Below are 24,141 nucleotides of genomic sequence, written 5' to 3'. Positions count from 1 at the left end.
AATGAATAAGGATGTTTTCCTTGGTTGATAATATAGGGCTTTCAATTAACCAAAAGGAATGACATAGTCCTAACTTTGAACCCAATCGTCCAAAACGAGCCTAAAGGAGAGAAAAATGGATCAGCTTTCAGTCATCTTGCAGCGCTTTTCGATGAATACAGAAGTATTCTTCACGGGTAACCTATGTGGGATCAGTAATTTTAAACGAGAACCTAATCAAGGGCATTTGCATTTATTGTGCGGCGGGGAGTTAACGTTAATTGATGAAAAAGGTAAATCTCTGTTGGTGAATGAACCAACAGTACTGTTTTTCCCAACACCTCATGCTCATCGTATTATTGGCAGTGAAGAGAATCCACCAGAGTTGGTTTGCGCCAACATTATATATAATGAAAACACGTCGAATCCCATTGCTAATGCTTTGCCTGCACTGCTGGCTTTTAAGCTTAGTGACTGTCAACAACTCAAGCAAACCGCGGAATCACTCTTTGAAGAAGCTTTTCATGAGCGATGTGGACGACTACCGATGATTAATTCACTGACTAATGTATTTCTTATTCATGTGCTTCGACATGTACTTAATAACAATATAATGAAGCACGGACTACTCGCAGGTTTAGCACATCCTCAACTAGCTAAAGTGTTATTAGCTATTCATCAAGCACCGGAGCAACAATGGGGATTAGATGAAATGGCTGAGCTTGGGTTAATGTCACGTTCAAAGTTTGCCGAGCTATTTAAGCGTATTGTTGGTCAAAGCCCTGGAGATTATGTGATTGATTGGCGAATAGTTGTCGCAAAAGGTTTGTTGCAACAAAAGAAGCCTGTGACATTAGTTGCTAATGCTGTTGGTTATGAAAATGGCTCGGCTCTCGCGCGAGTATTTAGAAAAAAAATAGGTTTATCGCCTAAGCAATGGTTAGAACAAGCACTATGATATGCGTCCCTATAACGAGTAATACCTTTGTTATAGGATCACCGTCATATTCACTCTTTGAGCTCCGGCACAGGGCCGTATAATTATTTTTAAAATCCTATAGCTCTATGTGCCCCATAGCGCCACAGAATTTAATACCTAAAATCATATTAATCTAATGTCGGGTTTGGTATTTTCTAATCAAATTAGGATTTTTGACTTGATAAATTCTTGATGAAATTTAGAACAACTCTATTATCTAATACAGGGCTGATTTGTATCGGTTCAAATATCGCCAGATAAGCCAAGGCTAACGTCTGCTTCGTATCAAAGTGATCGTAAATCGGAATGATTTAAAGTGATAAATTAGGTCGGGTTTGTGGTATTTAGCGACATCTCAGTGATATTATTTAAGAAATTAATTTGCAAATTAATGCGCTACACATGTGCTAAAAATGAAACGTAAAGCTCATGTGTGCTTAGTGTATGTTTTTGATATTATAGCTTAGTTTTGCTTGCCACAAGTCATTAATAGGGCGTTGAATGCCTTGAGTGAATATGGATAAATTGACTGCCAATTGGTATAAAGAAATCAAAAATTAGCTGAAAATAAGCTTTCTAGGTTGTTGTCCTCAAAAGAGAGAATTTACTGAATCTAGGTTAGCTTATGTTTCTTTAGAAATGATAGGCGACACAGTTAAAGGCTTATCATGTACTGAGCTTGAGTCTTATTTAAACTCTGCATAACACAGAGTTTAATTTGTACAGGCACTTAACAAGCCGTTAGCTGTATTTGTAGTATCCTGCTACTTTTTTAAATATTTCTGTTATTTCAGGAGAATGCTTAATTTTTCTTAATTCCAATATTTTATTTTGAGCTTTGAGATATGCTTGTTCAAAGGTTTTGTTATCAATCGTTATATCAGTTTTTTTCTGTTTGCCATTTACGCTAATTTGAATATGTAAAATTTTCTTTATCGAACCACTTTTATTTTTTAATGTTCGTTTTAGTCCAATAACTGTTCCATCAGGATGAAATATCTTATTTATATCTAACTGCATACGTATTTGACGATATAGTCTTTTTTGAGAGATTTCTTCTTGTCTTTTCTCTGCTAAAATTTTAGCTTTGTCGCCATACTTGGCAATAGAAAAATACTCTTGAATACCGAAAACCTTATCTTGAACTCTATATCGCTTAACATTTTGCATATTTGGGTGTGCCATGACAGTCATAAATGTAATTCTTACCTGCGTTTATTGGAATTAATTATAAATCGTTCATTCCTTAAACTTATAAGCCAGCAGAAGTATAAATATTTTAATGTTATATTCAAGCTTAAATGTAAGACAAAATGTAGCTTTCTTTCTACGTAACATGTAGATAACATGTAGCTAACAAGCCATTCAAGTAGGACAAAGAGCAGTTGGCTATTTGCTCATTCGTCGCTTATTTTAGCCAACTATCATTTGCCTCTTAGTGGGGCGTTAGTTGCCTAGGATAATTTAGTGTGTAATTTGAAAAGTATTTTAATTGCTATAGGGAGTGGATTACTTTCCTTATTTATATTTAAAAATATTTTAATTGGTTACCAAACTGGCATTACTGATTTAAAGTTTGGGAATTACGTTAATATTATTAATAGTCCAGTAGTCTATTGGTTAAGTATGGCTTTATCATTATTTGTTGCATGTTTATTATTATGGTTGGCTGTTTTCACTTTGATCTCACATTTTAGCAAACAATTATCAGCCCCTTAAATGGGCGTTAGGTATACAGGAAAAAAAAGGTGTTATATGGATATTAAGGTTGGCGAATTAAGGCATGAAGCGGTAATTTCTTTGTTACAAGAACATCATGAAGATATGCTAGCTCATTCACCTCCAGAAAGTGTTCACGCGCTAGATTTGAGCGCACTTGAACACCCCGATGTAACTTTCTGGAGTTTGTGGGTTAATCAAGATTTAGCTGGTATTGGCGCTATAAAAGAACTTGATAAAGATCATTGCGAGATAAAGTCTATGCGTACAGCGACTAAATTTTTACGTAAAGGTATTGCTCGTAAAATATTAGAGCATATCGTTGAACAAGCGACTCTTCGTTCGTATAAAAGATTAAGTTTGGAAACAGGCACTGTGGATGCGTTTATTCCAGCACAAAAACTTTATCAACAATTTGGTTTTCAAACATGTGTCCCTTTTGGTAACTATCAAGAAGATCCATATAGTATGTTTATGTCAAAGGCTATTAAGTAAAGTATATCTATAAGAAATTAAACAGGGACAAAAAATAGTTGGCTTTTGCTCCTTTGTTGCTATTTTAGCCAACTATTTTATTGCCCGTTAATTGGGCGTTATGTTTAATTTGACTTCAAAAAATTACATTATGAAAATTACTATATACGATTACTGTTTATCATCGATTTCAATTGTTTTTTTTATAGTAGGAGCATTACTTTTTTTTGAAGTGCTCAGACCTTTTAGCGATTTGAAGATAGATGGTCCGTTAGCATTGAGCTGCTGTATTATGGGAGCTCTAATATCGGGTTTTTTATTATGGTTTGATCTTGGAAGTATTACGATAAACATTATCTGTTTAATTTTGAATTTAGCTTTTATAGCAGGTATGTGTATCATGCTCTATCTGGCATCAAAAATATTTTAAAGCAAAACCAATTTGATAGTAAGGTAAAGGCATTATAACCGCATGCACTCGAAACCAAAAAATGCCGTTGCGCTCTGTTTTTTGACCGGTGATGCAGACCGTTATGTTTATATGGATATTTTATTTATGATTCTGAAAAAAATACTAACTAGTTCCCTGATTTTTTTATGTATTACATCATGTGCATTCCAACCAACTATTGATAGCCAACCTTATTGTGAGGGTGGCGAAACATTTACCAAAAAATTAACATTAAAATTAACTGATATGGATGACTTAGAGGCATGCGAGGATACTAATTTTGGAGAATGCGTGCTGGAGTTGGGGCTGATAATTCCTGTGAGCTTTGTAATTTCAGGTAGTATTGTTTTATTGGGTAACACCCTGTATTGGATAGAAAATAAATTTAACTGCTAAATAAAAATAACAAGACGTTCAAACGGATCACACGCAACAGTTGGCTAGTTTCCCTTCGCTAAACATAGAAAAACCCGTTAATTGCAAAATTAGCGGGTTTTTTGCTTTCTGGAATATACGTTTTTGGGTTTGCTTTAAAAGACCACCATCTAATTCACTTTTATGTGAAGACTTTAAATCAGAATATATAAGAATCTATCAATAATATTTAGATTCACTTAGTGCGCATTGTTGACATTAACTATGGTTTGTTCTTTAGGTCACTGATTAGCCAAAAGCTGACATTAAGCCTTAGCAAAACCATGATGATATACAGCGTAATGCTAACCGAAATCTACTGCTCGTTTGTGGGGTAGGTTTAAGCTCTTTATAGTCTTTCAGTCCTGAATTAAGCCATTATTAAAAGCTACCTAAAATAGAAGATTTAGTGGAACAAACCTAAAAACCGATTGCCTCTCGGTTTTTAACGTGACAATATTACAATACTTAAATAGGGTAGTGAAAAATATATGCAACTCGGTGAATTAGAAAAACAAGTATTGGAATACCTTTGGAAGGCAAAGCCTGCTGATGCTAAGCAGGTACATAGCTATTTCGAAAAAAACCGAGGCGGCTCTCTTAATACAATTCAGAGCACGTTAGACCGCTTATTTAAAAAAGACCTGTTGAGTCGGGTAAAGAACGGCCACGCATATCAATATTTCCCTAAAGTTGCTCGCCAAGAATTGATAGGGCAACTCATTAAAAGTGTTACTCATGATTTTGTTGTTAAAGATGAAAATAGCGTTGTCGCGGCTTTTTCTTCAATTTCATCTGATCTCGATGAGGATCAGTTGGATAAACTTGAAGCTATGATTGAGCAACAGCGCAAAAAATTAAAAACAAAGGCCGAAAAATGATTTATGGTTTTTGGGCGTTAGCACTTAATCTACTCACGATTGCCGTGTTAGCTTTTATCGTTGCCAATGGCTTTATTTCGCTTACTTTTTGGTCGATAAAAAATAAAATCCAAAGATACACTGTGTCTACCCGTAAATCGTTACTCTGGTTATCTGTGCTTTCACCTTGGATTATTGCTCTATCTGTAACGCTGTTATTTAGCCCTCTTTTTCAATCAGGGGCAATGTTTGTATGGCTAACTGAATTAGCTCACTGGCATCATCCTAATATTTATTATTTTTTAAGCTGGCATAGTATTAGTTTAATTCTCTTCATCGGCTTCAGTCTCACTATTGCTATTCGAAGCCTAGTTGTAGCTTACAAAAATCACTATCAGATAATTTTGTTGCGCACTTTAGCGACAAAGAAAAGTGAGAACGTCTTTATAATAGATTCATCGATCCCGACAGCATTCACAGGTGGATTAATTAAACCATCGTGCTTTATATCTACAGGCTTGATGGAGCAACTAGATTCAGATGACATTGAAATAATCATTCAACATGAACTTGCTCATTTACACTATGCCGACCCGCTGAAAAAGTGGTTTTTTTCATTATTGTCTTCTTATTTTTCACCTAATGTTAAGAAAGTATTGAAATCGATGATGGCAATTACCATGGAGCAAGCTGCTGATTCTTTTTTCGTAAAAACTCAACAACAGGCGCACAATGTTGCTAGCACGTTAGTGAGATTTACTAAGTTAGCGGCTAAATATTCCATACATGAACAGTTCAAAAGTGAATTACTCGTTCACTTTTGTCGTCAATCAATTGAACAAAGAGTATTAGAATTGCTCAATGATACTCAACTCAAACCTTTTCCAATGAAAGTAGTTTTACTCACAATAATACTATTAGCCGTCATATCAATGACATCAGTAGATAGCCTCCATCACGCTATTGAAACGCTATTCGATCATTAAAATAATAATTTAAGGCTTACTCTAAGGTATTAAAAATGAAACTATTTACTCAATCATTCACAAATAAAAAACCGACCGCCAATCGGTTTTTATCAAGGCGTTATGTAAAATTTAGCGCTGCTGTGCTGATGATCACTTCAACACTCTCAGCTTATACATACTCAGGTTATGCATACTCAGAAGACAGCCCCCTGAAATCGGTTGACTTATCTACGGCAATATCTCAAACAATGAATATGCACCCAGAGCTAAAAGTATTTGCTAATCAAGCTGATATTTATAAGGGGTATGCACAACAAGCTGGTATTCAGGTTAGACCAGAAATTGGACTTACCATTGAGGATGCAATGGGTACGGGTGATCATAGTGTCTTTAAAAGTGCGCAATCCACACTATCGATCTCATGGGTTTTAGATAACTCTCTAGTCAAAAACAGAGTGGCAAATGCTAAAATTCAGGGATCAACCGTTGCATTCGCGCGAGAAATTAAAGCGCTAGATTTAGCCGCACAAACAGCAAAATATTTTATCCAAGTATTGGTCAATGAAGAGCGATTAAAACTGTCAAAAATGAGCTTAAAGCAAGCGGTTGAATCATTTGAAGCAGTGACTAAACGTGTAAATGCAGGAAAGTCTTCTTTAGTTGATCAACTAAAATCACAAGCTGAAGTCGCTAAACGAGAATTAGTTGTTGAAGACTTAACTCATGAAGTAGATGCCAGTAAATATCAGTTATTGGCCCAGTGGCAAGGACAGGGGCAAAGCGAGCAACATAAAGAAACTAACATCATTGGGTCATTATTATCGTTACCCCACTTACCTTTAACCAATAGCACCGATGTTGATTCACTATTTACTCATCTAAAACAACTGCCTTCGGTCAGTCTTTTCGCTACAAAACAGCGAATTGTCCAGTCGGAGATTGAACTTGCTCGTATTGAAACTAAACCACTATGGAAATTTACAACGGGATTAAGACGTTACGAAACAACCGATGATTTTGGTTTAGTCGCTGGAATTTCAATTCCTTTTGGTGATAGTAATCAAAATCAAGGGACAATAAATGCGTTACACGCGTCTAAAACTGAATTAGAAACAGCGTCACAAGCACTCATTCATCAATTGAATACACAGTTGTATGTGCTTATTGAACAAATGAAACACAGCCAACATGTCATTCATGCTATGACTGAAAACCTTATACCTGTGCTTGAACAAGCTTTTGTTGAAGCTGAAAAAGCTTACAAAATTGGCCGATATAGCTATACCGAGTGGACGAATACTCAAAAAGAATTATTAGATGCTCAGTCAGACTTGATTGCTGCTTATCAAAATGCACATTTAAACAATATTGAAATAGAGCGATTAACGGGTACGTCCCTATTTGCCATTAATAAAAACGCTAATACACCTTTTAACGCTCAATCTATTGAAAAAAATAACGAGAAATAATCATGAAATCAACATTTAAAATATTAACGCTAATAAGCACACTGTGCTTTGTTAGCTTAAGTACAAGTTTCTCTAGCCTTGCCGTTTCAGAGCAAAAGGTAGAAGAAGCCGAACCAGAGAAAGGGCCGAATCGTGGACGACTATTGAAAAAAGATAATTTTGCCATTGAACTATCCATTTTTGAAACGGGAGTACCCCCTGAGTTTCGTGTGTGGGCAACTGATAATGGAAAAGCTATCGACCCTTCGAAAGTAGATCTAAATGTAAAGCTTACCCGCTTAGGTGATGGTATAGATGACATAAACTTTTATCAGGAAGGTGAATACCTTCGTGGTGATATGGTTATCTACGAGCCTCACTCATTCATTGTCTCTCTAACGGCTAAATATCAGGGTAAATCCTATAACTGGCAGTATGACAATTTTGAAGGTCGCACAAAAATAGCTGAAGATATTGCAAAAGCTATGGAAATTGCGACAGGCATTGTCGGGCCATCAACATTCCATGAAAGCATTGAAGTGTTTGGAAAGTTAACGTTACCAGCCGATGCTACCAGTAATGTTTATGCTCGATTCGATGGATTGGTTAAAAAAGTTCACGTCAAGCTAGGTGATGTAATTAAGAAAGGTCAATTGCTACTCACTCTGGAAAGTAATGAAAGTTTGCAATCTTATCAGGTGACATCAGCTCAAAAAGGCATTGTGAGTGCGGTTAACGTTACTTCTGGTGAGCAATCTAAAGGCCGAATATTACTTGCTGTGACTAATGATGAAACCTTAGTTGCTGAGCTAGCTGTTTTTCCTTTGGATTTAGCCAAAATTAATATTGGCGCAAAAACAACGCTTAACATTAATGGTGTTGAAAAACAGTACACAAGTAAAGTTGATAGCCGAGTATTAAAAGTTAGGAATGATCAGGCGAAGCTATTTCGTGTCTTAGTAAACAATAGTGATTCCTTATTATCTGAAGGCTCTTTTGTGAGTGCAAAAATTGAAATTGGCTCATTTGACGTAGCCATGGCGGTAAAGCGTAACGCATTGCAGAGCTTTCGTGATTTTACCGTGGTTTATGCCAAGGTTGGCAATGAATATGAAGTAAGAATGCTTGAATTAGGCCGCATAGTGGGTGATGAAATTGAAGTGTTAGGGGGGATATCCGTAGGCACTGAATATGTCACTGAGAATAGTTATATCCTCAAAGCCGATGTTGAAAAATCTGGCGCATCGCACGATCACTAAGGGTTTCCCTTTTAATTATAATGGTTAGTAAAAAGGTTTACTCCTAAGACTTACTTTTGAAGGCTACTCCTTAAAGGAAAAAATAATGCTCGAATATTTACTCAGATTTTCTATTCGTAGAAACTCAATTATTATGTTGGCGGTACTCGCCTTCGCAGGACTTGGTCTTTGGAATTTTACCAAGCTGCCGATCGATGCCGTCCCTGATATCACCAACATTCAGGTAATGATCAACACCGAAGCCCCTGGATATACACCGCTTGAAGTTGAACAACGGGTTACTTACCCATTAGAAACCGCATTGGCAGGCATACCAAATTTAGTGAGTACACGCTCTGTTTCACGTTATGGCTTATCGCAAGTAACCGCCATTTTTAGTGATGATACTGATATTTACTTTGCCAGACAATTAGTGAATCAACGCTTAGTCTCAGCAAAATCAGATTTACCTTTTGGATTAGAGCCTGAACTTGGACCTATAGCAACTGGGTTAGGTGAAATATTCATGTTTACCGTGGATGCTGAGCCTAATGCACGTAATGATGAAGGGAAGTTAATAACAGCTACAGATTTAAGAACGGTTCATGATTGGATTATTCGCCCTCAGTTAATGCAAGTGGATGGTGTGGTTGAAGTTAACCCTATTGGTGGTTTTAAACGTGAAATACTTGTAGCCTTTGAGCCTAAAAAGCTACTGGAATTTGGCCTTAATCAGCAAGATATTATTCAAGCGATCGAAAATAATAATGATAATAAGGGCGCTGGGTTTATAGAAAAAAATGGCGCTCAATGGTTATTACGTATTCCCGGACAGGTAGAAAGTTTAGAGGCTATCGCTAATATTCCTGTTAGGACAACTGAAGGCAGTGTAATTCGAATTTCTGATGTCGCTAAAGTACAAGAAGGAAAAGAATTAAGAACAGGTGCAGCAACCCAAAATGGTAGAGAAGTTGTGATGAGTACCGTTTTCATGCTCATTGGTGAGAACAGTCGAAATGTTGCTAAAGCGGTTGGTATAAAGTTAGACGAAGTTAAAGCGAGTTTACCCTCAGGTATTACCGTTACCGCTGTGTATGACCGTACTACCTTAGTTGAAAAGACACTCGATACAGTAAAAATGAACCTCTTTGAAGGGGCGTTATTAGTTATTGTCGTATTGTTTTTATTGTTAGGCAATATGAGAGCTGCATTGCTTACTGCTGCGGTTATCCCATTTGCTATGTTAATGACTGTAACGGGCATGGTACAAGTAGGCGTAAGTGCCAATCTGATGAGTTTAGGGGCGTTAGATTTTGGACTACTTGTTGATGGTGCGATTATCATTGTTGAGAATTGTCTAAGAAAGCTCAGCTCAGCTTCTGCAAATGGTCGTACCATGGCAGTTAATGAACGATTAGCACTGGTCTATGAAGCAACTAAAGAAGTCATCCGTCCGGCATTATTTGGCGTATTTATTATAACGGCTGTTTATTTACCTATTTTTGCTCTTACGGGTGTCGAAGGGAAAATGTTTCACCCTATGGCAATAACCGTTGTTATAGCTCTATGTTGTGCAATGTTTTTATCAGTAACTTTTGTTCCGGCAGCTATTGCTATTTTGTTCAAAGGCCCTGTAAAAGAAAAAGAAAATATCATTATAAAATCATCTTTAGCGCTTTATCGTCCTTCTTTAACGTTTGCGCTTAAAGTTCGCTGGTTTGTTGTGGTTTTCGCTGTTGGACTTGTCGGCTTAGCAGGATTTTCTGCCAATAAACTTGGTAGCGAATTTGTGCCAAACCTTGATGAAGGTGATATCGCCATGCATGCCTTGCGTATTCCAGGCACATCATTATCGCAAGCTGTCGCGTTACAAAAAGTCTTAGAAGAAAAAATCAATCAAATGCCAGAAGTTGAACGTGTCTTTGCAAAAATAGGCACAGCCGATGTTGCAACAGATGCTGTACCACCAAGTGTTGCCGATAATTTTATTATTTTAAAACCACGCAGTGAATGGCCAAATCCTAATAAACCTAAAGCACAATTTGTTGAGGAATTAGCAGCCGTAGTAGAGCCTATACCGGGTAATCGATATGAGTTCTTACAACCAATACAAATGCGCTTTAATGAGTTGTTATCAGGGGTTCGTGCAGAGCTGGCTATCAAAGTGTTTGGAGATGATTTTGAGACTTTAGCAGCGTTAGGAAAGAGCATAAACACAGCTATTATTAATGTTGAGGGGATTGCTGATATTCAAGTAGAGAGAACGACTGGTTTACCTATAATGACTATTAATCCAAAACTTGCCCAGCTAGCAAAATATGGAATAAGCGTGAAGCAACTACAAGATCAACTTTCAACAGCGTTAGGCGGTACGGTTGCAGGTAAGTTCTATCAAGGTGACCAACGTGCAGACATAGTAGTACGTCTTCCAGAAGCGCTAAGAACTGATGTTGATGCCTTGGCTTACCTACCAATACAGATGTTCGATAACAGTTATGTTCCATTACAGGAGGTAGCTGAATTAGTATTGGTTGAAGGTGCAAACCAAGTCAATAGAGAAAATGGCAAACGTAGAGTGTTTGTTACCGCTAACGTTCGAGGGAGAGATTTAGGGTCATTTGTTAAGGATATTCAAGCTTCAATTAATGAGTCTGTTGAAATACCTGCGGGTTACTGGATTGAATATGGCGGCACCTACCAAAAATTACAATCAGCATCAGAACGCCTATCTATCGTGGTTCCTATTACGTTGGTGATGATTATTGGTCTTCTTTTCTTGGCTTTAGGCTCATTTAAAGATTCCATGATTATTTTCACTGGTGTTCCATTAGCCTTAACAGGGGGGATTTTTGCTTTACTGTTGAGAGATATTCCTTTTTCAATATCAGCCGCTGTTGGTTTTATTGCTTTATCAGGCATCGCTATTTTAAATGGCCTGGTTATGGTCTCGTTTATACGAGAACTTAGACGCGAAGGAGCTGCTTTAGATACGGCTATTATCGAAGGTGCATTGACAAGACTTCGACCTGTGCTAACAACCGCGCTTGTTGCCTCATTAGGTTTTGTGCCTATGGCACTTAATACGGGCATTGGCTCAGAGGTTCAACGCCCACTAGCAACTGTGGTGATCGGAGGGGTGATCTCCTCAACTATATTGACGCTATTCGTTCTTCCAGCTTTATATCGTTTACTACATCGCGAAGAAACCTCCACTGAAACAACTCATTCAAAGGAAACCGTTAATGTTTAATATTATACAGCGATATGGCTTGTTGAGTTTTATCGCTTTACTTGCCATATGGTTACCGATTGAAGCCTTTGCTCATGGTGTCGATGAAAGCACACGAGCATTTTTACTAAAAAATACTGGTGTTCAAATCATCCCATTTTTGTATATCGGTGCTAAGCATATGGTGACGGGGTACGACCATTTATTATTCCTCGTAGGTGTACTGTTCTTTTTATACAGAAGCAGAGATGTTTTGTTGTATGTCAGTATATTTACGCTTGGGCACAGTATAACCTTACTCTTTGGCGTAATCAGTGACATACAAGTTAATGCTTATTTAATCGATGCCATTATTGGGCTATCGGTTGTTTATAAGGGCTTTGATAATTTAGGTGGCTTTAATCGACTCTTTGGTAAATCACCCAATGCAAAGCTTGCTGTACTGATTTTTGGTCTTTTTCACGGCTTTGGCTTAGCAACCAAGTTACAAGAGTTTCAAATCCCCGATGACGGTTTAATTACTAATTTAATTGCCTTTAATGTAGGTGTCGAGTTAGGGCAATTTACCGCTTTGGCGTTTATATTATTAATTATTAATTTTTGGCGTACACATAGTAGCTTTATTCGCTTTGCGAAAAATACAAATTGCTTATTAATGAGCGCAGGATTCATGTTGGTAGGTCTTCAGTTAACAGGTTATTTCATTAACTAATTAGCTAACTTAATCAATTTTACTTAGTAAATTTTACCCTATTTCAAGAGATAAAACGATGCAACAAAGCGATCCACAAAATATGCCAGAAGCTATCACATTAACGAATACCGCACTGATCAAGTACACGCTGTTCAGCTTAATCTTCGCAGCCGTGATCCTATTTACAGTTATATTACCTGCGGAATACAACATCGATCCCACAGGGATAGGACATAAACTTGGGCTAACCGTTTTTCACAACGTAAAGGCCGAAACGTCTACTCCACTCTCTTCACAAGAAGCAGCCGAAAAATCAAAAGGTGCTACAGAAACCATTGAAGTGATCGTGCCTGCTGGTCGCGGTGTTGAATACAAATTCATCATGGCGCAATACCAAAAGCTTGAATACGAATGGATAACAGATAGTTCAGCATTGTATTTTGATTTACATGGCGAACCAGAAGGCGACACAACGGGCTATTTTGAAAGTTATGCAATAGCAACACTGGGTGAAATGAAAGGGAGTTTTACGGCACCATTTACTGGTTCTCATGGTTGGTATTGGAAAAACACCTCTGACTCCCCAGTCACTGTTCAACTTATTGTAAAAGGTGAATACACCAAGCATGGCCTTAAATAATTACCTCAAATAATAGAAAAAAACAAACATACTTTGAATTTAATTAAAATAACTGGAGCACCAAAATGAAAACTTTAATAGCAGCCTTATTCATTACATTGATATTTACCACAAGTTCAGCATTTGCGCATACTGACCACGGAAAAATAAGCCCTAAAGTAGCAACACAAATTGCAGCTAAAGCTACCCAAAAACTGACCTTTAAAGATTTAGGTTTCAAGGTTGGAAAATTAGACCAGAGCTGGAAGAGCTTGACCTCAGAAGATTTCAAACTACATTCGGCAGAAGCTAACCGTTATATTGTTAGTGCTAACAATAAATCAGAAAATAAAACAATTTATTTCCTGATGACAATGTCAGGCGAAGTATTAAAAGTAAATTCTGAAGCGAAGTTTTAAATTGGCTAAGGGGTTGCCATACACAACCCCCTTAATTTATTAACTGTGTTTATTTCAGGACTAAAAGGCTATATTTAGCGATCAGTTGACCTAAAGACTAGCCATCGTCTAATGGTGGCTTATGGAACTTTGAAGTCACGCCAATACAATTTTGTGACTGTCTAAGCTGGCTTAGTTGTCTGTCAGGGTAAAGGTAATCCTATGTTTCCTGAACACTGCAAACAAATGAAAAAAGCTATTAATATTAATGTCCGCTAACGTATCTTTGCTGACTATTTCGAGGCCGATTTTTCATTAATAAAAGGGTCAGTAAGTGGCAAATTTGATCATTAGAAGCCAGTTTCATATAGCGGCAGGGAGTCTCAAACATTATGCGTCGTTACATAAATGAAAATACCGAGAATATTATCAGTCCTTACGATATTAACCAGTAAACAACCTCAACTTATTTTATCGACTATTTAATGTATACGCCTTAGTTTTTATAATCTCTACTCTAAAGATCAGGATTTTTTTCTAAGGCGCTAGGGCCCCTATATCATCACAGAAAGCTAATACGTATAAATTATTATTTCTCGAGTAAATATTGCTATTAATACTAATCAAAAATGTTCTTATATTTTAAATCGCTCAACTAAGCTGTCTAGCTTCATTGCCATTGCTGTTAGTGACTCACTTGAAGAGGCTATACGAGTTGATATTTGTGCACTATTTTCTGTGCTATCACTGATTGCATGCACATGAATATTAATTTCCCCAACAACGGTTGCTTGCTCTTCTGTTGAAGTGGCAACCTGAGTATTTAGATCTGAAATTTGTTGAATGTTTGCAACAATATCTTCGAGTGCCTCTGTTGTCTGCTGAGCATCATTTACGGCAATATCGGCTGTTTCTTTACTCTCTCTTACACCATCTACTGCTCGCTTAGATTCTGACTGCAAAAGGTTGATCATTTTATTAATTTCATCTGTTGATTCGCTGGTACGCTTCGCCAAGTTGCGAACTTCATCAGCGACAACAGCAAAACCACGACCCTGTTCGCCAGCACGTGCAGCTTCAATCGCAGCATTTAATGCAAGTAAATTTGTTTGTTCTGAAATACCACGAATAACCTCAAGTACACTACTAATGGCATTACTCTTATCCGCTAAAGATTCAATGGTTATCGATGCCGAATCCATTTTCTGTGCCATTTGGTAAATGTTTTCAGTTGATTCTTTAACAATAACTTGTGCATTTTTAGCTTGAGTTGTCGCATCATTCGTCGAGTCTGCTGCATGCACGGCGTTTGCTGCAATTTCTGTGATCGTTGAGCCCATTTCACTAATGGCCGCAGCTACTTGTATTGCGATATTACGCTGTCCCTGGGCATCTAATTTTGACTGTTCTGCATCTTGGGAAACTTTTATAGATGCTTGACGAACATCTTTTGATGTTGCTGACACATCACCCACCACAGTGTGTATTTTACTGATAAAGGCGTTAAAACCATGGGCTAGACGCGATACTTCGTCACCACCGCTTTCATTTAGTCGGTAACTAAGATCGCCATCTCCATCACCTAGCTCTTTGAATACGGCCGCAAGATCATTAATCGGTTTGGTTAAACTTTTTGCTAAAATAATACTGATACAGATAAAGACAGCAACAATAATGGCAAACCACATAAGCATGTAATTTCGAGACTCGTTTAGCGCGAGGTAAAGTTCTTCTTTTGGAACTTCTGCAACTACATACCAGCCAAGGCTTGAGATGTAGCTTGTTGCAATAATTAATTTGTCGGTTTCTTGGAATGCAAAGTCTTTTTGAATTAACAGTGTTTGCGCATTTATATCACTATAAAGATCAGTGATTTTTGTCTTTTCACTTTTTTCTTTATCTTTATGGATTTTTACTAATCCTGAATGATCAACAAGATAAACAAAGCCAGACTCTTCAATTTTAAAGCTATTTAAGTAGTTAACCATGTCGTTAAAAGACTTTGATAATCCAGATACACCTCGACCATTTATTTGTTGATAATTGATAAACACATCGACATTACCATTAGGATATCCATAGGTACTTGCTGACTCTGCTTCCCCCCCATTGGTGAAAGCAAAAAACCAGCCATCAAGATTATCATTTTTAAGCACTCGCAGAAATCCATCCTGGTTCCAGTACTTAGCTGTTTTTCGATCGGCAAAAGACGCATTACTTAAATTGTTATCTTTAGCTATTTTATTCAGCATTTTTATAACATTAGCTTCATTTTCTTTGTTCGCACCAGACTCAATCCAATCAAGAAGAAAGGGGTTTGTCGCAATTGATTTGGTTAGCACTTTCATTTCAGAAATTTCTCCATTCACCGCATTACGAACACGCAGAAGCAGGTTAGGTAAATCTGATTGTTGTAGCCTTGAAATGAGTAGCTCTTTTGCTTTTGAGTGGCCAACAAATCCGACGATGCTGGTCGAGATAATAACAGCCATTAACATGGCAATGACCAGTTTAGATCGGATAGAAAGGGTGTTTAAAAATTGCATCAAATAGATCCTATGTGTAAGTTTTTTTTATATTTTGTTGTTACGTCGATTCAATCATAAAACCAGTCTAATAGGTGTTTATAAGGTGCATACGCTCTCAATTTCGTTGAGCTTAACATATACCAGTAATCACACCATTTAAAAAATGTTACTGCTATAAATTTTGCTAACATAATACTCATTTTATCTAGGCTAAATTAATAAGTTATTGAAAGACATTTTATTTATCTTATTTTGCGGAAATATAAAGAAATAGAATTAAAAAATTTAGATAAAGACATCATCTTTTAATTATTCATCTCAATTATGTAAAAATGAGTTGTATAAAGTGAATAGTAAAATTAGCTTCCGTATCTTTGTTAACGGTCGTTAGGATTATTTTTATTAAATTAACCCCGAAAGCCAATGCATGACATTCAGTAAAAACTGCTCATTTTGTTCTGCGCCTTTAGATAGTAAACCGTATTTTTTACCTGTTTTAACCGTTAGTTGTGAGGAAAACATCATACCTTCAGCAAACACAGCGACTCGGCCTTTGCCTATTTCTAAAACAGCTCCTTGACTCCACCCTGGAATGGCAAGCCTAGGTGTTTCAGCATTTACCTGAAAAGGAATATCTGGCATCACGGAAACAGCTGTATTACTAAGAACCAAAAGTGATTTTGCAGTCTCAGGAGCTTTAAAAGCAGATCCTCCAAATGTTTTAACTTGAACTATTCGTTCTGAATTGGGCTTTCCTTGTAAGATTGGAGAAGTATAATTATCTAATGACAGAACATTTTTTATTGAATTACCGTTGGTTATAACATGATCAACAAGCGTATTATCATTAATGCGAAATATTGCATTTCCGACATGACCATTACTAAATTGAACGCCTAGTGCACTTGAGAGTGTTTCAATAACTTTTGGAAAAGGAGTATGATCGGCAACTAAAAATAGAGAACCACCTTGTGATATCCATTGCATAAGGGCTTCAATTTCTTCTGTTTCAAATGCATTGCCGTATGGTGGGTTATAATCCCGTCTGTTTTTATCAAGTGCATTTGCAATGACTAAAATTTCAGCTTGTTGTAAATACTCTAAAGTAAACTTTTCTTTTCCTGGTTCAACAGTATAACCATCGCTCGACAACACTTGTGAAAAGGGTTTGTATCTACCTTGAGTCGTGTGAAAATTATGATGTGCTTCATCAATTAACACTACGGGGCTAGTTAAGCCAGAAAAGCTATTTTGTGTGTTTTTTGGGATGAAATCGGGATCAGCCTTTTGAGCACTATCAGAACACGACGCTACACTTAATAACAAAAATCCTAAAAAAATATGGTTACGTCTTAATTTCATTTTAATATTTACTCATAGATAACTACACGGCTAATTAAAGTATATAGCCGTCACAATAAGTGGAAACTTATGCTGGGTTAAAATAGTTGAGAACAAAAAGTAAATTATTTTTTGTCCTTTGTTATTCGCTTGTTAGATGCACGTTACACTATATCCTCTGACATAAACATACTGTAGTGATCTACTTGATAATAACCAAACAGCTCGTATTCTTTAAAGCCAAAATATTTATAAAGGAAGTGTGCGGGTAAAAAAGTATTCATCGTACGAGCCTATAGGCACGTTTTTATACGATCGATACTCGCTTGGTGAATAATACAATCCAACAATTTTCGAGTTATGCTCTTGTGTAAAAAGTTAGTTGATGTGCGCATGAGTATTGGTTTCTGGAGGCGACGTTAATAAAATAATCGGAAATCAAATGAAAATTCGTTTAGATCTGTTGCTTTCAATGGTAACGGCAATAGGAAGTGTTTAAGATATAACATTTGGCATTGGCCACTCATCATTGATTACTTAACGCGGAACTTACATGAATTTAGAACAAGCTTTATTGGTAATAGCTCATTCACATGGCAACGAACTACCTGTTGAAGCGCTCGAAGCAGTTAAAACGAATTGGTCGATATTTTATCCTGATTTAGAGCGATTAATAGATCAATTTATTACAGATGATACCTCGCTAACCGATGAGCAGCAGGCTATTTTATTTTTTGGCACGTTATTATTAGCAGAATTAAAATATGCTCCTGCGTTGTCAAAATGTTTACAGCTCTTTTCGCGCAGTGATACGTTTCTAACCCCGCTTGAAGGGGTCTTTGGCGATGCTCTTACTGAATTAACACCAACCTTATTTTATAATGTGGCAAATGGTAATACCCAAGTATTGTCTGATTACATTGTTGATGGTCATCAAGCAATGTATTGCAAAGCATCTGCTATTGAAGCGGTCTTTGCTCAATACGAAGTGGGAACTATCGATAAGATTAAATTAGGTGAGCACGTGACTCGATGGTTATCAGCCTTTTTAGCTTTGCCAAGTTCAATCAGTAGTTTCTTGATGAGTGCATTAGCAGATTCTTGTATTGAATATCAACTTGATGACTTTAAAAATCAGTTTATTAAATTATGTGATAAAGACGTATTTGATGAAGATCGCTTTAAACAATGTGAAGTAAAAGCATGGGATAGGGGAGATGCACCTAAGCTGATTGAGGCTGGCATTATTCAAACAGAGTTTAATGTTGTTGATACCTTAAGTGCTTGGATTGATGATGATTCAGACGATGAAGAACTCGATAATATACCAGACGAAGACCTTGATATATTTGATTCGTTAATGGGGGAAGGCGGCTTACTGGCTAATATTTTGTATGACGAAAATACAATTTTAGAGAACAGTGTGCCTGTTAGTTCATTAGCTATGGCTGGCCGCAATGATCCTTGCCCGTGCGGCAGTGGAAAGAAATATAAAAAATGTTGTTTACAGTAAAACAGTAAGTAGAGATATGCTTTATTGGTTAAAAGTAAAATGTTGAACACTATAGCTATGAATAAAATGTATTACATAGCTATATTTACACCTTAATTCAGTATTTGCTGAATTGAGGTGCGCCTAAAAAGGGATCGTTTTATACTTTATCAGCAAGCTTTGTGATTTCAAACTGAATGATTTGATCGCTCAATTGAATATCTTTGCCTTTTTTCGGATGGGGTTCGACGCTTAATAAAAGCAAACGATAACCAAAAGCATAAGCAATTTCTGGCTCGCGCTTACGTGTCAATTTCACCTCTATTTTTTCTTCGAACTCATTTAAAACTTCAAGTGTTACAATCAATTGACCTGCCCAAATACATGCCATACCAATGGGGCATCTAGAATCTTCTAACGAGATCAAACGTAATTTCAAATTTTGATACTTTATAGCTTCTTCAGCGCGTATTGTAATGACAGAGGTTAGCTCTTGATTGGTTAGTGAAAAATCGCGCTCTATTTTAGCCGAAGTCTCTATGGTTTTTGCTGTTTCAGCGACAGTAGAATTGCCCGCTAAACAGCCAGATAAAGCGATGATTAAAATATAAATTAATCTAAACATTAATAATTTCCCTAGTCTGAACGTATATCTGTTGTGAAAAAAAGCTCGGCTTATGCCGAGCTTTCTAAGTTTATAGCTATTATTTACTACTACGGTTGAGGCGCACAACGCGGTAAAGTACACATCTGAACACACTGACGTGCATTCGATACGGTAATAATACCGTCGCCATCATTATCACGCGGATCACCAGGTGCAGCGGGTTGATTACGCGCAGCCCCGCTTAATCTTATATCGCTACGGTCAACAAAACCATCCAAATTTATATCACACTGTATAGCTTGCGGTACATTTTCACAAACTAATGACACATCATCTATTTGTGCATACCAATCCCAATCTGTAGCGTTGGGATCGAAATAATGCCAGCGTAATTTAACATCAGATTCACCAACATAATTAGATAAATCTAAAGAAACAGCTTCCCCTCTATTATCTTCACTTAAATATTCTTTAATAGAGTAAACATTTGATCGATCATCGGTTGTGCTAATTCATCAATTCCGGGGCGATTCAAATAACCGCGTAATCCCGTAAACTGTATTTGAAAAAATTGAGCGTATTCGAGCGCAGTGCGATTATTGTTTAATTCACCATTTTTAATGGCTTGATTAAATAACACACATAAATATTGTTCAAACATCTTAAGCAGTTTTAAGTTGAGTTCACGTAAGGTATCTTCTTTTTCTGTAAACTCGCTATTGGCTTTTATCAGCATGCAAATAGCACTAGGGCAGTTTTGGCGATCTAAAATCACATTGTCAACAAATGCACGTAAGCCACTTAGTATGGAGTCGGAGTGATTTAAAAAACCTTCAATTTGAGCTTGTATTTGCGCTGTGTAATCTTTTAGCGATTCACTATAAAGCCCTTCTTTAGAGCCAAATGCAGCATAAATACTACCAGGACGCATATTTACTACCTCTTGTAAGTCTCGTGTCGAGGTGGCATGGAACCCTTTTTCCCAAAATAATTGGCTTGCTTTACGAATTACATCGTCGCGTTCAAATTTAACCTTGTTAACCATAATTTACAACCAAGATGAACAGTCGCTCAATTATAACTTGACCGATCGCTCAAAATCAAGCACCATAGTCTCGAGTTAACGAAATACTATTTTTATTGGAGCAAAAAATGACAGAATTTACTTTATACACAGCAGACAATGCACCAGAAGCGGCAAAACCTTTATTAGCTAATTCAGTAGCGGCATTTGGTATGTTACCAAACCTACATGCAGTAATGGCTGAAGCGCCAACATTACTTGAAGGTTACCAAGTATTACATGAGCTTTTTCAAAAAACGTCATTTAACGCAGAAGAGCTCACTGTTGTATGGCAATCAATTAATGTTGAACATAACTGCCATTATTGTGTGCCTGCACACAGTGGCATTGCAGAAGCAATGAAAGTTGATCAAAGCATTGTTGATGCACTTGTTAACAAAACGGCACTTGCAAACCCTAAGCTTGAAGCCCTGCGTGAGACAACCCTCGCTATGGTACGTGAACGTGGCGTGATCAGCGATGCGCAAATTGAAACGTTTTTTGCTGCAGGTTATGGCAAACAACAATTGCTCGAAATTATTTTAGGTTTATCACAAAAAGTGATGAGTAACTACACGAATCATTTAGCTAATACGCCAGTAGATAACGCTTTTAAGAAATACGTAAAATAAATTACGGTTAGTTTAAATAACGTTACTGATTTACGATACCCTACCTTTCGCGCTGCAAAACGGTAGGGTATCAAAGTTAGATTCAGACTTATTTTAAACGCTTTATTACGCGAGCCACACCATGATAATTTTAATAAAAGTGAGACAATTTGGACCAAAGATTGACTCTAAACGTATAGACATTTGTGACTAGCACTTGAAACCTAGATAAACATCTCAATATGAGGTAAACAAGTGGTAATATTTAAGGGGCTAATAACGGCGCCTTTGCTAATTTATAAAGAAGCCCATGAACGAAATACGTGCAAGAATTAATCTAAAAGTTGGTTTACATAGTGATATCGATGCAGAGATAGCAACCTTTAGTATGTTTGATGAAAACCATGAGCACATTGCGTTAATTTTTCAACAGGCCGATAAAAATCAGCAAGCACCGCTAGTACGTATGCATTCAGAATGTTTAACCGGTGATGTTTTTCATTCATCTCGTTGTGATTGCGGTGAACAGTTAGATGAAACTATTAATATAATGAAAGATAAAGGTGGAATTATCCTTTATCTCCGTCAAGAAGGTCGCGGTATTGGTTTATACAATAAAATGGATGCTTATGTATTACAAAGCCAAGGCATGGATACCTATCAAGCCAATAAACATTTAGGTTTTGAAGAAGATGAACGCAGTTTTGAAGACGCCGTTGCGATGTTGCAAGCCTTAGCGGTTACTGATTTACGTTTGATCACCAATAACCCTAAAAAATTAAATGCCTTAAAAGATTGTTTTAATATCGTAGAGCAAGTGAATACGAGTTTGCATTTAAAAGATGATAATAATAATTATCTACGTACTAAAAAAAATCACGGTAAGCATGATTTGAAAATAGATTAACAGTTGAGTGCTTTTTTGTGAGGTTATCAACGTTTTGTTCTGCGAATAGACCGGCGGAGGATTGATAGGTGTTAGTGCGGGGAATCATAGGCACTCACACAGGTTTTGTTAGAGGGTCTAGGAATACACCTTAAATTTGTTCTTCCCAGATTGTTTAGCTTTATACATAGATAGATCAGCAAGTTTAATTATTTCTTCAGGCTTTGATGAATGCACAGGATAAATAGCAACACCGATACTTGCCCCAATATTAATGACACTATTGTTGTAACTAATAGGTTGAGAAATCGCTGCTATGAGTTTATTTGCGATGAGAGGAGCGTCTTCGATACTTTTAATACAATCCAATATGACAACAAATTCATCTCCCCCCAATCGTGCGGCAGTGTCAACATTACGAATTGACTTGTTTAACTTGCTTGAAACAATTTTAAGGACGAAATCACCCGCATGGTGACCATATGTGTCGTTCACCAATTTAAAACCATCTAAATCGATAAATAATATAGCAGCTCTGGAATTGTCCCTGTCAGCGCGACTTACCGCTTTATCCCATCTTTCGTGCAAAAGCCTCAGTTCTGGTAAACCGGTTAACGTATCATGAGTTGCTTGATATTCGATGATTTCTTTTTGTTCTTTTATTTGCTCAAGACTGAGTGTTAATCTTCGATTAATGCTTAAAATATACACTGCGATGAAGGTGATTAGGGTAATTATAAGTAAACTTGCCACTAATAAATTATACACCCATGTCGGAAGGGGCTCTTTATTCTCAAACAAAAAGCCATCAACAGTATAGTCCTGTTTTAGCGTTTCTGATTTTACAAAAGCACTGCCTATTTCATGCCAACGTCTGTGGCTCATAAGCCCTATATCAACTATATCAGATGCGAATAGAGGAATTATAGTTTGGGATTCGTAGCTAAGGGCTAATCGATCTTTTTTTGGGTGGTATTTTGCTAATATTATTGATACAAGTTCATCTGAATTTTTAAGGGCATATTGCCAACCTTTAATAAGACTATTACGCATTGCAGTAACAATTTCAGGGTGAAGGTTGGCAAAACGACTAGAAGTAAATAGCGTATCACCATAGAAATCAATATTAAGATCTCTAGGATTAAATATATGATAGGGGATGTTAAGTTGTGTGGCTAAGAAAGGCTCAGAAGAAAGGTAAGCCGTGGTCGCATCTATGACACTTTCACTTGGCCGCTTTAAACTTTCAACCGTGCCAGTGTGAGGGACTAATTTAATTTTTTTTAGGTCTACACCAGCCACTTTAAGATAGGTCATCAATTCAGCAGTGTGTAATTTTCCCATTATTGTTCGTCCTTCCAAATCTTTTACTGTGCGAATAGTTTCGTCACGTCTGGCAAGTATAATCGATGGAGAGTGTTGAAATAGGGTGGCGACAGCAACTATTTGTGAGCCGTTATTGTAATCAATTAACAGTGATGAGTTACCGATACCAAATTCTGCTTTACCACTTGTCACAGACTCTGTGACTTTTATGGTTGGTCCTCCTTCAATTAATTTAACATTAAGCCCTGCTTCGGTAAAATAGCCTTGCTCTATAGCGGCATAAAAACCAGCAAATTGAAATTGATGAAACCATTTGAGTTGTACACTAACTTGCTTAAGCTTCGGTACTACGTCAGCAGCGAATGCTTGTATTGAAATAGCTAATAATGCTATTAACACAAAGTTGAAAATGAACTTATAACGTTTGGCCATGCGGTTAACACGCAAAGACTATTAGGATTGAACAATAAACTAGAATTAAATAATGCAATGTTAAGCCAATTATAATCACTTTTTAATATTATAGTTCAAGCAAAGGTTTTTAGCTTAAATAGTATTATTTTTAAGCAAACCATCAATAAAATCAAGTTGAAACATAATTAACATTAGAAATTATATGCTAAAAAGTTTTTATATTTTGCATTGTGATCATGCTCGAATAAGCGATTAATATCTATAAATATCAGTGGCATCTATAGATAAATAAACGAATGAGTTATTAGCAATTATGGGTGATTTTAAGGTTAATCATTGGCTTTTTATGGTTAGGTGACCCGTTCAATAAAACGGGTCACTTTTTAGAGGGATTTTATCAGGT

At 36.8% G+C, this 24,141-nt stretch carries 21 protein-coding genes; 14 read left to right on the top strand and 7 right to left on the bottom strand.

Annotated features, from left to right (window positions below; genetic code table 11):
* Positions 1-115: 115 nt before the first annotated feature.
* Positions 116-937 carry an AraC family transcriptional regulator gene (locus tag H4J39_RS07915; protein WP_182227173.1) on the top strand — a complete coding sequence of 274 codons (822 nt, stop codon included), beginning with the start codon at positions 116-118 and terminating at the stop codon, positions 935-937.
* 762 nt (positions 938-1,699) lie between these two features.
* On the opposite strand, the gene H4J39_RS07910 is transcribed toward H4J39_RS07915, so the two are convergent.
* Positions 1,700-2,152 (bottom strand): hypothetical protein, encoded by a 453-nt coding sequence (locus tag H4J39_RS07910; protein ID WP_182227171.1) that lies wholly within the window; start codon positions 2,150-2,152, stop codon positions 1,700-1,702.
* A gap of 561 nt (positions 2,153-2,713) precedes the next feature.
* Here H4J39_RS07910 and H4J39_RS07905 point away from each other — a divergent pair.
* The 10 genes from H4J39_RS07905 to H4J39_RS07860 all read left to right on the top strand — a co-directional run bounded on the left by H4J39_RS07905 (position 2,714) and on the right by H4J39_RS07860 (position 13,491).
* Positions 2,714-3,172 carry a GNAT family N-acetyltransferase gene (locus H4J39_RS07905; protein ID WP_182227169.1) on the top strand — a complete coding sequence of 153 codons (459 nt, stop codon included), beginning with the start codon at positions 2,714-2,716 and terminating at the stop codon, positions 3,170-3,172.
* 451 nt (positions 3,173-3,623) lie between these two features.
* Positions 3,624-3,998 carry a hypothetical protein gene (locus tag H4J39_RS07900; protein ID WP_182227167.1) on the top strand — a complete coding sequence of 125 codons (375 nt, stop codon included), beginning with the start codon at positions 3,624-3,626 and terminating at the stop codon, positions 3,996-3,998.
* A 509-nt stretch (positions 3,999-4,507) separates the two neighbouring features.
* Complete coding sequence (locus H4J39_RS07895; RefSeq protein WP_182227165.1) at positions 4,508-4,897, top strand: BlaI/MecI/CopY family transcriptional regulator; 390 nt, start codon at positions 4,508-4,510, stop codon at positions 4,895-4,897.
* A complete protein-coding gene (locus H4J39_RS07890; protein WP_182227163.1) occupies positions 4,894-5,862 on the top strand; it encodes a M56 family metallopeptidase in 969 nt (322 codons plus the stop codon). Before H4J39_RS07895 ends, H4J39_RS07890 begins: the two co-directional genes overlap by 4 nt.
* 35 nt (positions 5,863-5,897) lie before the next feature.
* On the top strand, positions 5,898-7,313 hold the full coding sequence (locus tag H4J39_RS07885) for a TolC family protein (RefSeq protein WP_259368789.1): 1,416 nt from the start codon (positions 5,898-5,900) through the stop codon (positions 7,311-7,313).
* Between the two features lie 2 nt (positions 7,314-7,315).
* On the top strand, positions 7,316-8,551 hold the full coding sequence (locus H4J39_RS07880) for an efflux RND transporter periplasmic adaptor subunit (RefSeq protein WP_182227161.1): 1,236 nt from the start codon (positions 7,316-7,318) through the stop codon (positions 8,549-8,551).
* Positions 8,552-8,636: 85 nt separating this feature from the next.
* Positions 8,637-11,780, top strand: coding sequence for an efflux RND transporter permease subunit (locus H4J39_RS07875; RefSeq protein ID WP_182227159.1), 3,144 nt, complete (start codon positions 8,637-8,639; stop codon positions 11,778-11,780).
* Positions 11,773-12,471: a HupE/UreJ family protein gene (locus tag H4J39_RS07870; RefSeq protein ID WP_182227157.1), complete on the top strand. Its 699-nt coding sequence runs from the start codon at positions 11,773-11,775 to the stop codon at positions 12,469-12,471. The genes H4J39_RS07875 and H4J39_RS07870 overlap by 8 nt, the downstream gene beginning before the upstream one ends.
* 58 nt (positions 12,472-12,529) lie before the next feature.
* Positions 12,530-13,093 carry a hypothetical protein gene (locus tag H4J39_RS07865; protein WP_182227155.1) on the top strand — a complete coding sequence of 188 codons (564 nt, stop codon included), beginning with the start codon at positions 12,530-12,532 and terminating at the stop codon, positions 13,091-13,093.
* A gap of 65 nt (positions 13,094-13,158) precedes the next feature.
* Positions 13,159-13,491, top strand: coding sequence for a DUF6488 family protein (locus H4J39_RS07860; protein ID WP_182227153.1), 333 nt, complete (start codon positions 13,159-13,161; stop codon positions 13,489-13,491).
* A gap of 614 nt (positions 13,492-14,105) precedes the next feature.
* Here H4J39_RS07860 and H4J39_RS07855 read toward each other — a convergent pair.
* Together H4J39_RS07855 and H4J39_RS07850 are read right to left on the bottom strand one after the other, a co-directional pair.
* Positions 14,106-16,016, bottom strand: a complete 1,911-nt coding sequence (locus tag H4J39_RS07855) for a methyl-accepting chemotaxis protein (protein WP_182227151.1) — start codon at positions 16,014-16,016, stop codon at positions 14,106-14,108.
* Between the two features lie 384 nt (positions 16,017-16,400).
* The gene (locus tag H4J39_RS07850; RefSeq protein ID WP_182227149.1) at positions 16,401-17,360 is read right to left on the bottom strand and encodes a DUF4350 domain-containing protein; all 960 of its coding nucleotides are present in this window, start codon (positions 17,358-17,360) and stop codon (positions 16,401-16,403) included.
* A 532-nt stretch (positions 17,361-17,892) separates the two neighbouring features.
* Between H4J39_RS07850 and H4J39_RS07845 the strand changes: the two genes are divergently transcribed.
* Entirely contained in the window at positions 17,893-18,852 is a 960-nt protein-coding gene (locus H4J39_RS07845) for a DUF1186 domain-containing protein (RefSeq protein WP_182227147.1), read from the top strand.
* Positions 18,853-18,991: 139 nt separating this feature from the next.
* Here the strand turns inward: H4J39_RS07845 and H4J39_RS07840 are convergent, their stop codons facing one another.
* From H4J39_RS07840 to H4J39_RS07830, 3 genes are all read right to left on the bottom strand, one after another.
* Entirely contained in the window at positions 18,992-19,456 is a 465-nt protein-coding gene (locus tag H4J39_RS07840; protein ID WP_182227145.1) for a hypothetical protein, read from the bottom strand.
* Between the two features lie 89 nt (positions 19,457-19,545).
* Positions 19,546-19,767, bottom strand: coding sequence for a hypothetical protein (locus H4J39_RS07835; RefSeq protein ID WP_182227143.1), 222 nt, complete (start codon positions 19,765-19,767; stop codon positions 19,546-19,548).
* Between the two features lie 131 nt (positions 19,768-19,898).
* A complete protein-coding gene (locus tag H4J39_RS07830; RefSeq protein WP_182227141.1) occupies positions 19,899-20,483 on the bottom strand; it encodes a TetR/AcrR family transcriptional regulator in 585 nt (194 codons plus the stop codon).
* Positions 20,484-20,590: 107 nt separating this feature from the next.
* Here H4J39_RS07830 and H4J39_RS07825 point away from each other — a divergent pair, with 107 nt between their 5' ends.
* Positions 20,591-21,133 (top strand): carboxymuconolactone decarboxylase family protein, encoded by a 543-nt coding sequence (locus H4J39_RS07825; RefSeq protein ID WP_182227139.1) that lies wholly within the window; start codon positions 20,591-20,593, stop codon positions 21,131-21,133.
* A 289-nt stretch (positions 21,134-21,422) separates the two neighbouring features.
* On the top strand, positions 21,423-22,019 hold the full coding sequence (gene ribA / locus H4J39_RS07820) for a GTP cyclohydrolase II RibA (RefSeq protein WP_182227137.1): 597 nt from the start codon (positions 21,423-21,425) through the stop codon (positions 22,017-22,019).
* A 117-nt stretch (positions 22,020-22,136) separates the two neighbouring features.
* Here ribA and H4J39_RS07815 read toward each other — a convergent pair whose 3' ends face one another.
* Positions 22,137-23,756: a GGDEF domain-containing protein gene (locus tag H4J39_RS07815; RefSeq protein ID WP_182227135.1), complete on the bottom strand. Its 1,620-nt coding sequence runs from the start codon at positions 23,754-23,756 to the stop codon at positions 22,137-22,139.
* Positions 23,757-24,141 lie beyond the last annotated feature (385 nt).

Origin of the sequence: Colwellia sp. Bg11-12 (assembly GCF_014076955.1) — a bacterium.
Lineage (GTDB): Bacteria > Pseudomonadota > Gammaproteobacteria > Enterobacterales > Alteromonadaceae > Colwellia_A.
Note: the sequence above shows the minus strand (reverse complement) of the source record. Positions and strands in the feature narration are given on the sequence as shown.

Bases quoted from the DNA above. Each gene is read 5' to 3' on its own strand.
- H4J39_RS07915 (WP_182227173.1), top strand. From the start codon at position 116: ATGGATCAGCTTTCAGTCATCTTGCAGCGCTTTTCGATGAATACAGAA.
- H4J39_RS07910 (WP_182227171.1), bottom strand. From the start codon at position 2,152: ATGACTGTCATGGCACACCCAAATATGCAAAATGTTAAGCGATATAGA.
- H4J39_RS07905 (WP_182227169.1), top strand. From the start codon at position 2,714: ATGGATATTAAGGTTGGCGAATTAAGGCATGAAGCGGTAATTTCTTTG.
- H4J39_RS07900 (WP_182227167.1), top strand. From the start codon at position 3,624: ATGCACTCGAAACCAAAAAATGCCGTTGCGCTCTGTTTTTTGACCGGT.
- H4J39_RS07895 (WP_182227165.1), top strand. From the start codon at position 4,508: ATGCAACTCGGTGAATTAGAAAAACAAGTATTGGAATACCTTTGGAAG.
- H4J39_RS07890 (WP_182227163.1), top strand. From the start codon at position 4,894: ATGATTTATGGTTTTTGGGCGTTAGCACTTAATCTACTCACGATTGCC.
- H4J39_RS07885 (WP_259368789.1), top strand. From the start codon at position 5,898: ATGAAACTATTTACTCAATCATTCACAAATAAAAAACCGACCGCCAAT.
- H4J39_RS07880 (WP_182227161.1), top strand. From the start codon at position 7,316: ATGAAATCAACATTTAAAATATTAACGCTAATAAGCACACTGTGCTTT.
- H4J39_RS07875 (WP_182227159.1), top strand. From the start codon at position 8,637: ATGCTCGAATATTTACTCAGATTTTCTATTCGTAGAAACTCAATTATT.
- H4J39_RS07870 (WP_182227157.1), top strand. From the start codon at position 11,773: ATGTTTAATATTATACAGCGATATGGCTTGTTGAGTTTTATCGCTTTA.
- H4J39_RS07865 (WP_182227155.1), top strand. From the start codon at position 12,530: ATGCAACAAAGCGATCCACAAAATATGCCAGAAGCTATCACATTAACG.
- H4J39_RS07860 (WP_182227153.1), top strand. From the start codon at position 13,159: ATGAAAACTTTAATAGCAGCCTTATTCATTACATTGATATTTACCACA.
- H4J39_RS07855 (WP_182227151.1), bottom strand. From the start codon at position 16,016: ATGCAATTTTTAAACACCCTTTCTATCCGATCTAAACTGGTCATTGCC.
- H4J39_RS07850 (WP_182227149.1), bottom strand. From the start codon at position 17,360: ATGAAATTAAGACGTAACCATATTTTTTTAGGATTTTTGTTATTAAGT.
- H4J39_RS07845 (WP_182227147.1), top strand. From the start codon at position 17,893: ATGAATTTAGAACAAGCTTTATTGGTAATAGCTCATTCACATGGCAAC.
- H4J39_RS07840 (WP_182227145.1), bottom strand. From the start codon at position 19,456: ATGTTTAGATTAATTTATATTTTAATCATCGCTTTATCTGGCTGTTTA.
- H4J39_RS07830 (WP_182227141.1), bottom strand. From the start codon at position 20,483: ATGGTTAACAAGGTTAAATTTGAACGCGACGATGTAATTCGTAAAGCA.
- H4J39_RS07825 (WP_182227139.1), top strand. From the start codon at position 20,591: ATGACAGAATTTACTTTATACACAGCAGACAATGCACCAGAAGCGGCA.
- ribA (WP_182227137.1), top strand. From the start codon at position 21,423: ATGAACGAAATACGTGCAAGAATTAATCTAAAAGTTGGTTTACATAGT.
- H4J39_RS07815 (WP_182227135.1), bottom strand. From the start codon at position 23,756: ATGGCCAAACGTTATAAGTTCATTTTCAACTTTGTGTTAATAGCATTA.